Below are 9,834 nucleotides of genomic sequence, written 5' to 3' on the forward strand. Positions count from 1 at the left end.
GCCACGGTGGCACCAAACGCGGTGGTCCTGCATGGGCTGACGGGGGGCGCGGGCGCCTGGGTGGGCGCCGGCGCCGTGGTCACCCGCGACGTACCGGCGGGCGTCACCGTGGTGGGCTCACCCGCTCGACCGCTCCGCCCGCGCGAGGACCGGCTCAGCTGAGCCGAGACCGGAACCACGCGACCGTCTGCGCGAGCCCGTCCCGCAACTCGACCGGCTCCGCGGTCGGGAACAGCACACGCAGCCGCGACCCGTCCGCCTGCGAATCCCGGACATCGCCGGGACGCGGCGGCACATGCTCGACCTCGACCGAATGCCCGAGCACCTGCGTCAACAAGTCGATCAACGCGTTCAACGAAGTCCGGGAGCCGAACGCCAGGTTGACCGGAATGTCCGAGACCACCCGGCGCAGCACCGCGTCGGTGAGCACCGCGCACACGCTCCCGATGTTGGTGAAGTCCCGCGTCTGTTCGCCGTCGCCCTGCACCGACAACGGCCGACCCGCCAACGCCGCGTCCACGAACCGCGGAATCACCGCCGCGTAGGCGTGATCGGCGGGCTGACCGGGCCCGAAGACGTTGAAGAAGCGAAACGGCAACACCGGCAGGCCGTAGCAGTTGCCGTAGGCGATCAGATACGACTCGGTGGCCAACTTGCTGACCGCGTAAGGGCTCAGCGGCGCGGTGCGCATGTCCTCCCGCTTGGGCAACTCGCGGTTGGCGCCGTACACCGAGGACGAGGACGCGGCCACCACGTGGATGTTCCCGGCCCGCCTCGCCGCCTCCAGTACCTCCAACGTGCCGGTCGCGTTGGCGTGATGGCTGGCCAACGGCGCCTCCACCGACCGCGGTACCGACGGCAACGCCGCCAGGTGCACCACCGCGTCCGCGCCCGCGAACGCCCGGTCGAGCAACTCCGGCTCCAGGATCGATCCCTGATGGAACGTCACCTTCAGACCGGCCAGACTCTCCAGCGACCCCGTGGACAGGTCGTCGACCACGTGCACGTCGCGCACGACGTCGTGGTCCTGCAACGCGGCGGCCAGATTCGAGCCGATGAAGCCGGCGCCGCCGGTGATCACTACCTTCACAAAGTCCCCCCGGACCGTCGTGCGGAACCAGCCCCGCGAGGGCCGGTGTTTCGAACTCCCCCAAGTCCGACCCGAGGCCGACCCGCCCCCGGCCCCCGCACTGTACCCACGGGCCGCTTCACGAGAGGGCAAAACCCGGACAACAGGCCGGAACGTGCGCCACACTTTCCCCTATCTCGGACCCGGGACACCGCCCCGGGCACCGAAGTTGGGGTGGGGGACACTCATGAACATGCCCAGGCCGCGGCTGCGCAGAGCAACGATTCCGACGCTCATCGCGTTGTTGCTCGCGCTGATCGTCGCGGCACCGAACACACCGAAGGCAGCCGCGGGACCGTGCGACGCGCCGGTCACGAACGCGGTCGTCTGTGAGAACAGCAAGACCGGCAACCCGCGGACCGAATGGGACGTCAGCGGTGCGGGAAGCAGCTCCATCCAGGGCTTCTCCACCGACATCAGCGTCAACGCCGGTGGCCAGATCAAGTTTCGGATCGACACCACCGCGAGTTCCTATCGCGTCGACATCTACCGGCTCGGTTGGTACAACGGCAACGGCGCCCGCAAGGTCTACACGATCCCGGCCTCGGCGGTGACCCCGCGTCAGCAGTCGAACTGCGACACCGACAATCTGGTGACCGGCCTGATCGACTGCTCGAACTGGACCGACTCCGCTTCCTGGACCGTACCCGCCGACGCGGCGTCCGGCTACTACATCGCCAAACCCACACGCACCGACGGTACTTCGGGCGCGAGCCACATCCCCTTCGTGGTCCGCAACGACGCCTCGCACTCGGCGCTGCTGATGCAGGCGTCCGACACCACGTGGCAGGCGTACAACGCGTACGGCGGCAACGACCTCTACACCGGCCAGCCGGTGGGTCGGGCGTACAAGGTCAGCTACAACCGGCCGTTCACGACACGTGCCGACAACCCCGCGGACTCGTTGTTCAACGCCGAGTTCGCGATGTTGCGCTTCCTGGAGCGCAACGGCTACGACGTCACGTACTCGACCGGTGTGGACAGCGATCGACGCGGCCAACTGATCAAGAACCACAAGGTGTTCCTGTCGGTGGGTCATGACGAGTACTGGTCCGGCCCGCAACGGGCCAACGTCGAGGCGGCCCGCGACGCGGGCGTCAACCTCGCCTTCTTCTCCGGCAACGAGGTGTTCTGGAAAACCCGTTGGGAGAACGGCGGGATCAACGGCAACGGTCCCGACCACCGCAACCTGGTGGCGTACAAGGACACCCACGCCAACGAGTCGATCGACCCGCTCGGCCCGGCCATGTGGACCGGCACGTGGCGCGACCCGCGCTTCTCGCCACCCGGTGACGGCGGCCGACCGGAGAACAGCCTCACCGGCACCATCTTCACCGTCAACTGCTGCACCACCGACATGTACGCCAACGGTGCCGACGGCAGACTGCGCCTGTGGCGCAACACCCGCCTGGCCACCCTCGGCCTCACCGAACAAACCACTCTCGGAAGCGGAACCCTGGGCTACGAATGGGACTCCGACCTGGACAACGGCGCCCGACCCGCGGGTCTGATCCGGCTCTCGACCACGGTCAAGTCCGGCATGTCGGTGCTCCAGGACCAGGGTTCGACCTACGCCGACGGCAGTTCGACGCACAGCCTGACCCTCTACCGCGCACCCAGCGGCGCGCTCGTCTTCGGCGCCGGCACCGTGCAATGGGCCTGGGGCCTGGACGTCTACCGGATCGGCGCCAACGGCACCGTGGACACCGCGATGCAGCAGGCCACCATCAACCTCTTCTCCGACATGGGCGTGCAACCCGGCACGCTGATGGCCGGCATGGTCGTGCCGGTCAAGAGCACCGACACCACACCGCCCGTCTCGACCATCACCGCCCCCACCAACGGGGGCAGCCTGCCCGCCAACGCCAACGTAACGGTCACCGGCACCGCGACCGACACCGGCGGCAAGGTCGGCGGCGTCGAGGTCTCGGTGGACAACGGCGCCACCTGGCACCCGGCCACCACCGGGCGGGAGAACTGGACCTACGTGTTCACCACCGGCCCGGGCGGGTCGGTCACCATCAAGTCCCGGGCCACCGACGACAGCGCCCGGACCGAGACCCCCGGTGCCGGCGTCACGGTCACCATCGGCGGGCCACCGCAACCGGTCGTCTGCCCATGCACCCTGTGGACCCCGACCGACCAACCCTCGTCCGGGCCCGACCCGGACACCGCCGGCACCGAACTCGGCGTCAAATTCCAGCCCGATCGGGCCGGCTTCATCACCGGAATCCGCTTCTGGAAGGACGCCGCGAACACCGGCACGCACACCGGGACGCTGTGGTCCTCGACCGGCACGGCACTGGCCACCGCCACGTTCACCGGTGAAACCGCCTCCGGTTGGCAGGAGGTGACGTTCGGTCAGCCCGTACCGGTGACCGCCGGCACCACCTACGTGGCGTCGTACCAGGCACCCAACGGCAGATACAGCGCCGACCAGGGCGGCCTGACCAACGCGCACATCCGCGGCCCGCTCACCGCACCGGCCAGCAACGCCTCCGGCGGCAACGGGGTGTACCGCTACGGCACCGGATTCCCGACCTCGACCTGGAACGACGCCAACTTCTGGGTCGACCCGGTGTTTACCACCTCGAACACCGGCCCGGCCGGCCCCGCGCCGGTGGTCACCACGATCGTCCCGGCGGAGGGCGCGGGCTTCGCCCCGGTCGCCGGCAACCTCGCCGCGACCTTCGACCTCGCGGTGCAACCCGCGACGATCGTGTGGTCGCTCAAGAAGTCGGACAACAGCACCGTCGCCGGCACCGCGAGCTACAACGCCGGGACCAGGACCGCCACCTTCGATCCCACCACCGACCTGGCACCGGGCACGTCGTACTCGGTCACCCTCAGCGGCGCACAAACCGCCGAAGGCGTCCCGATGGCCCCCAGGTCGTGGTCCTTCACCACGGCCGGCGGCACACCACCGCCGACCTGCAATCCGTCCTGCACGATCTGGCCCGCCACCGCGACGCCGGCCGTGCTCTCCGACACCGACACCACCGGCATCCAACTCGGCGTCAAATTCAGCAGCACGGTGCCGGGCAAGATCACCGGACTGCGGTTCTACAAGGGCCCCAACAACACCGGCACGCACACCGGGACGCTGTGGTCCTCGACCGGCACGGCACTGGCCACCGCCACGTTCACCGGTGAAACCGCCTCCGGCTGGCAACAGGTGAACTTCGCCCAACCGATCGTGATCGCCGCCAACACCACCTACGTGGCCTCGTACTTCGCCCCCCAGGGCCGGTACTCCTCCACCGAGGGCGGCCTGACCTCGGCGGCCGGCACCGGGCCGATCAAGGCCGCCGCGTCCGGAAGCGTCGGCGGCAACGGCGTCTACGTCTACGGGACCGGCTTCCCCACCAGCACCTGGAACGACAGCAACTACTGGGTGGACGTCGTCTTCACCACCAACTAGCCCACAGCGGTGCGGGTGGCCCCAGCGACCCGACACCGGGCACCGACCCGGCAGCCGGCGGCATCGACATCGATCCGCCGGCCGCCGGTCTCGCAAAGGGACACGGCGCCCCGGATCCGGCGCGCCGCACAGCCCTTTCGACCCCCACGAACCGACCGTCATGCCATTGAGGAGCACCAACTCGATGAAGCCTGCCCGTGCCAGGACCAGATCGGGTCACCGGCCACGCAGAGCGACGTGGACGAGCATCGCGTTCGCCACGATCGGCGCGTTGCTGTTCACCTTGTTCGCACCGATCACCGCGGCCCAGGCCGCGCCATGCAGTCCGTGCTCGCTGTTCGCCGGCGCCACCCCCGCCGGCGCCGTGACCGACACCGACGCGGTGGCCGTCGAGGTGGGAGTGCGGTTCAAGCCCGACAGCAACGGCACGATCACCCAGGTCAAATTCTGGAAGGACGCCGGCAACACCGGCACCCACACCGGCCGGATCTGGAACACCGCGACCGGCACCGCGACCTCGGTGACCTTCACCGGCGAGAGCGCCTCCGGCTGGCAGACCGCGACCTTCGCGACCCCGATCCCGGTCGCCGCCGGCTCCACCTACATCGCCTCCTACGTCGCACCCGGCGGCCGCTACACGGTCACCGACAACTTCTTCGCGATCGACCACACCGTCGAACAACTCGTCGCCCCGGCGAGCAACGGCACCCAGGGCAACGGCGTCTACACCTACAACCCCGGCGGCGGCATGCCGACCGACTCCTACCAGGCCGGCAACTACTGGGTGGACGTCTCCTTCGTCCCCGGTGCCGACACCACGCCGCCCACGGTCACCCAGACCACGCCGGCCGCGAGCGCCACCGGAGTGGCCACCGCCGCACCGCTGTCCGCCACCTTCAGCGAGCCGGTACAGCCTGCCACCGTGCAGTGGGCGGTCACCCAAACCGGCGGCCCGGCCGTCGCCGGCACCGCCACGTACACCGGCAACACCGCGACCTTCCAGCCCACCGCGGCACTCGCGGTATCCACCGGCTACTCCGTCACGGTCACCGGGGCCAAGGACGCCGCCGGCAACACCATGGCCACCAAGTCCTGGTCCTTCACCACCGGCACCGGCAGCAGCCAGTCCGTGGAAACCAGCATCTGGACCGGCCCGGTCAGCCCGAGCACGCCCAACCAGACCGACAACAACAGCGTCGAGGTCGGCGTCAAGTTCCGCACCACCACCGACGGCCAGATCAAGTCGATCAGGTTCTGGAAGCTCACCGGCAGCACCGGCCCGTACGCGGTCAGCCTGTGGGACAAGAACACCCAGACCCGCCTGGCCACCGTGCCCAACGTGAACCGCACCGGCAGCGGCTGGCAGACCGTCGACCTGCCCACCCCGATCACCGTGCACGCCGGTGTCACCTACGTCGCGTCCTACTTCGCGCCCAATGGCAACTACCCGGCCAACACCGCCTCGTTCTCCCAACCCGTCGGCAACTCGATGATCACGGCCCTGGCCGACGGCGTCGACGGCGGCAACGGCGTGTACAAGTACAACGCCGGCAGCAGCTACCCGACGGACAGTTGGAACGGCAGCAACTACTGGGTGGACGTGGTCTTCAGCACCAACGCCGAGGACACCGTCGCCCCCGCCGTCACCGACATGACACCGACGCCGAACGCCAACGGCGTGCTCTCCGGCATCCAGCCCTCGGTCACCTTCAGCGAACCGCTCAAGCCCACCGGCCTGAACTTCCAGCTCAAGCGCAACGGCACGGCGGTGCCCGCCGAGCTCGAACTCGACAACCCGACCACACCGACCCAGCTCACCCTCAAGCCGAACGCCGAACTGGCCTACGGCACCCCGTACACACTCACCGTAAGCGGCGTCAAGGACCGATCCGACAACGCGATGCCGGACGCCACCTGGACCTTCACCACCGGCCAGGCCCCGCCGACCCCGCCGTGCGACGCGCCCAACACCGGCCCGATCCTGGTGATCAAGGCCGACTCCAACCCGTTCAGTTGCTACTACACCGAGATCCTGCGCAGCGAGGGCCTCAACTCGTTCGCGGTCAAGGACGCGAGCGCGGTCACCGCGACCGTCCTCAACGGCTACACCACCGTCGTGCTCGGCGACTTCGCCCCCTCGACGCAACTGGTCGCCGACCTCACCACGTGGGTCAACGCGGGCGGCAACCTGATCGCCATGCACCCGCGCGCCGCCCTGGCCGGCCTGCTCGGCCTCGGCACCTCCGGCGGCTTCCAGGCCAACCAGTACATGAAGGTCGACAGCGGCACCGCCGCCGGCGCCGGCATCTACAGCCAACTGAGCATGCAGTACCACGGGCCCGCCGACGTGTGGACGGTCCCGGGCGGCGTCGGCACGGTCCGTGTCGCGGACCTGTACACCCGCACCGGCACCAGCCCGCTCGGCCCGGCCGTGACCACCCGCACCGTGGGCAGCGGCACCGCGTCCGCGTTCACCTACGACCTGGCCCGCTCGATCGTGCAGACCCGGCAGGGCAACCCGGCCCAGGCCGGCGTCGAGAACGACAACTTCTCCGACAGCGGCGGCCCGCTGATGCGCGCCGACGACATGTTCTATCCGGACTGGGTCGACCTCAGCCGGGTCCAGGTCCCGCAGGCCGACGAGCAGCAGCGCCTGTTCGCCAACCTGATCGAAATCGGCAACCGCGCCAAGGCCCCGATCCCGCGCACCTGGTACCTGCCCGGCAACGCCGCCACCGCCGCACCCGACCTGCTCAAGGTCGTGATGGTCTCGACCGGTGACAACCACGGCCAGAACCTCAGCGACATGCAGGGCAGGGTCACCCGCTACAACAACAACAGCTCCGACCCGGCCTGCGCGAGCCCGATCGCCGCGCTGCGCGACGCCGCGGTGCGCAACTGGAAGTGCATGCGCGGCACCATCTACGTCTGGGGCCCGGGACCGCAGGGCACCCAGGCACCCTCGGTGTCCGACGTCCAGAACTGGACCGCGCAGGGCTTCGAGATCGCCCGACACGTCGACCAGAACGGCAGTTGCCCGCAACTGCGCGCCGGCGCGTCCCAGACGGACATCAACGCGGAACTCGGCGCGGTGTACGAGAACAGCCTGGACGACTTCACCCGCTACGCGCCCCTGAAGCCGACCACCAACCGCACCCACTGTCTGACCTGGCCCGACTGGAGCTCGAACGCCTCGATCGCCCGCGCCAAGGGCATCCGGCTCGACACGAACTACTACTACATGCCGGACTACTGGAAGAACACCTGGGGCGGGCCGCTGATGAAGGCGAGCCCCGGCTTCTTCACCGGCTCCGGCTTCCCGATGCGATTCACCGACCCCAGCGGTCAGATGATCGACATCTACCAGGGCACCACCCAGATCAACGACGAATTCCAGCAGGTCTATCCGGACACCTTCGACCAACTCGTCAACGGCGCCAACAACGACGGCTTCTACGGCGCCTTCGTGATGAACAACCACACGGACTCGGCGAACGCCAACGGCGGAGTGGGCAACGTGGGCCAGCTCGACATCGAGCAGGCCCTGATCGCCTCGGCCAAGGCGAAGAACGTCCCGATCGTCTCGGCCAAACAATTGCTGGACTGGACCGACGCCCGAAACGCGTCCACGATCACCGGCCTCACCAGGGTCGGCAACTCGGTCACCTTCACCGTCAACCAGAACGCGGCCGCGACCAACCTGATGACGATGTTGCCGACGACCGGCTCGGGCGGCACCACGCTCACCGCGCTCTCCCGCGGCGGTATTCCGGTCACCTTCCAGAAGACCACCGTCAAGGGCATCGAGTACGCCGTCTTCGACGGGACCTCCGGCGCCTACACGGCGACCTACGCCAACCCGGTCGCACCGCAGATCGCCCAGGCCAAGGCCGCCCCGGCGGCGGACGGCTCGGGCACGCTGACCTGGACGACCGACGTGCCCTCGACCACCGAGATGCAGCTCGGCACCAAGCCGGACCAGATGCCGATCACCCACAAGAGCGTGGAGACCGCCGGCGAGCACAAGATCGCCCTGGGCGCGCTCAAGCCAGACACCACCTACTACTACCGACTCACCTCGGAGAACGCGAAGGGCGAGCGCAGCGTCTGGCCCGCCCCGAACGCCAAGCCCGCCGAGTTCCGCACCCCCAAGGCCGACCGCAAGGCGCCGGTGATCAGCGACGTCTCGGTCAAGACCTGGCCGGACGGCAGCGCCGACCTGACCTGGAAGACCGACAAGCCCACGACCGCCTCGGTGCTCCTGGGCGACAACGCCGCGTCGGTGCGCCCGGTATACGCGGACCGGAAGCAGTCGACCACCGAGCACCACGCCAAGCTCGGCCACCTCGGCTCGGGCAAGACCTACGCGTTCCGTCTCGCCGGCGTCGACGCGGCCGGGAACGAGGGAACCTGGTCGGGCGGCGACGGAAAGAAGAAGGACAGCGCCCGACTGGTGATGCCCAGGCCGGGCGTCGCCGAGACCGGCGCGTTCGACTTCACCAACGGCACGGTCTCCGGCGGAGCGGTCAGCGGCGACCGACCGGACGCACTCACCCTGGACCGGGCCCCGACCGGTACATACGTGTCGAAGCCGTTGGACGCGGGCCGCATGGTGACCTGGCTGGCCGGCGACTGGCAGGCCGACATCCCCAAGGGCACCACGCTGCGGGTATCGGTACGCACCGGCACGACGGCCACCCCGGACGCGAGCTGGACACCATGGAAGGACCTCACCCGCCCCGGCGACACGGTCGGCAGCGCATCGCGCTTCCTGCAATACCGAGTGGAACTCGCCGGCACCACCGACGGTCACCCGCTGCCCACTCTCCGGGGCATCGGCTTCACCCACGACGGCACGGTCACGACCACGCCCCCGGTGACGGAGGCAGGCCCGAACACGCTGCCCGGCCCGAAGCCGGTGACGGGCCCGAAACCGGCGATGGGGAAGGGGCGTTGACCCTGGGCTGACGCCGCGGGAACGGTATGAGCGGCCGGGCTCGGAGCGATTTGGTGCTCCGGGCCCGGCCGTGTACTGTTGCGAAGTCCGCCCGGGAGGCGAGCAAATCCATGATCACCGATTAGGCGATCGGGAATGCGCTCCGCTAAAGTCTGCGGACGCCGCCAAATGCCTCGGAGAATGTAAATTCCCGATGCCCGAAGCGGTGAGCGAAGCAGGCCGCAAGGACTGCTAAGCTCGAAGAGCCGGAAGCCGAGGAAACGAGAGTTTCGAAGGCGGAAAGCAACGGACGAAAAGCGGGTCGCAGGATCTGCTAGAGTCCGGAAG

General features: G+C 69.0%; 3 protein-coding genes and 1 pseudogene. 3 read left to right on the plus strand and 1 reads right to left on the minus strand.

Going from position 1 to position 9,834, the window contains the following annotated elements; all coding sequences use genetic code 11:
- Positions 1-162, plus strand: a pseudogene (locus tag ACFXMF_RS44625) (acyltransferase); the annotation flags it as partial.
- On the opposite strand, the gene ACFXMF_RS44630 reads toward ACFXMF_RS44625, so the two are convergent.
- Entirely contained in the window at positions 155-1,090 is a 936-nt protein-coding gene (locus ACFXMF_RS44630; protein ID WP_379992041.1) for an NAD-dependent epimerase/dehydratase family protein, read from the minus strand. The pseudogene ACFXMF_RS44625 and the gene ACFXMF_RS44630 overlap by 8 nt on opposite strands.
- 232 nt (positions 1,091-1,322) lie before the next feature.
- On the opposite strand from ACFXMF_RS44630, the gene ACFXMF_RS44635 reads away from it, so the two are divergent.
- Positions 1,323-4,550: a DUF4082 domain-containing protein gene (locus tag ACFXMF_RS44635; RefSeq protein WP_379992040.1), complete on the plus strand. Its 3,228-nt coding sequence runs from the start codon at positions 1,323-1,325 to the stop codon at positions 4,548-4,550.
- A 184-nt stretch (positions 4,551-4,734) separates the two neighbouring features.
- A complete protein-coding gene (locus tag ACFXMF_RS44640) occupies positions 4,735-9,507 on the plus strand; it encodes a DUF4082 domain-containing protein (RefSeq protein WP_379992039.1) in 4,773 nt (1,590 codons plus the stop codon).
- The last annotated feature ends 327 nt before the right edge of the window (positions 9,508-9,834 follow it).

The sequence above is a fragment of the Embleya sp. NPDC059213 genome (genome assembly GCF_042754445.1).
Taxonomy (GTDB): Bacteria; Actinomycetota; Actinomycetes; order Streptomycetales; family Streptomycetaceae; genus Embleya.

Excerpts from the sequence above, each read along its gene's own strand:
- ACFXMF_RS44635 (WP_379992040.1), top strand. The coding sequence starts at position 1,323 with ATGCCCAGGCCGCGGCTGCGCAGAGCAACGATTCCGACGCTCATCGCG.
- ACFXMF_RS44640 (WP_379992039.1), top strand. The coding sequence starts at position 4,735 with ATGAAGCCTGCCCGTGCCAGGACCAGATCGGGTCACCGGCCACGCAGA.